Origin of the sequence: Pseudoalteromonas sp. S1609, from assembly GCF_005887255.1 — a bacterium.
In the GTDB taxonomy this organism is placed as follows: Bacteria; Pseudomonadota; Gammaproteobacteria; order Enterobacterales; family Alteromonadaceae; genus Pseudoalteromonas.
The window spans coordinates 1-424 of sequence record NZ_PNDJ01000156.1; the positions used below are offsets into that span (position 1 = coordinate 1).

The 424-nt window shown below is 41.0% G+C and carries 1 protein-coding gene; it reads right to left on the bottom strand.

From position 1 onward, the window contains the following. Nucleotides 1-424 (bottom strand): GNAT family N-acetyltransferase (locus tag CWB76_RS19205; protein ID WP_138609714.1); only part of this gene is annotated, 424 nt, incomplete at both ends.

Genomic DNA, 424 nt, shown 5'->3' on the forward strand with positions numbered 1-424 from the left:
TGATTTTTCACAGCCATAATAGTGCTGATAATAATGCACTAATAAAGACTTTGCCTGCTCAGGTAGTGCGTTTGACACACTCACCGCACCAAATAAGTAACGGTATTGAGGGTAGCGATTTATAAAAGCGCCAATACCATACCATAAGTAGTCGAGACTTTTTCTGCCCCAATATTTAGGTTGTACAAAGCTTCGGCCTAGCTCTATGCCTTGTTTAAAATAAGGATTCATATCTTGGGTATAATTAAATAGGCTATCGGTATAAAGCCCACTTTGTGAGTGTTGTTCAATCACATCCTGTGCACAAGCTAATCGGTAAGCACCCACCAACTCTAGTGCATGTTCATCCCACAATACTAAGTGCTGATAGTGCATATCGTATTTATCTATGTCTCGGCGGTTTCCACTACCTTCACCTACAGCC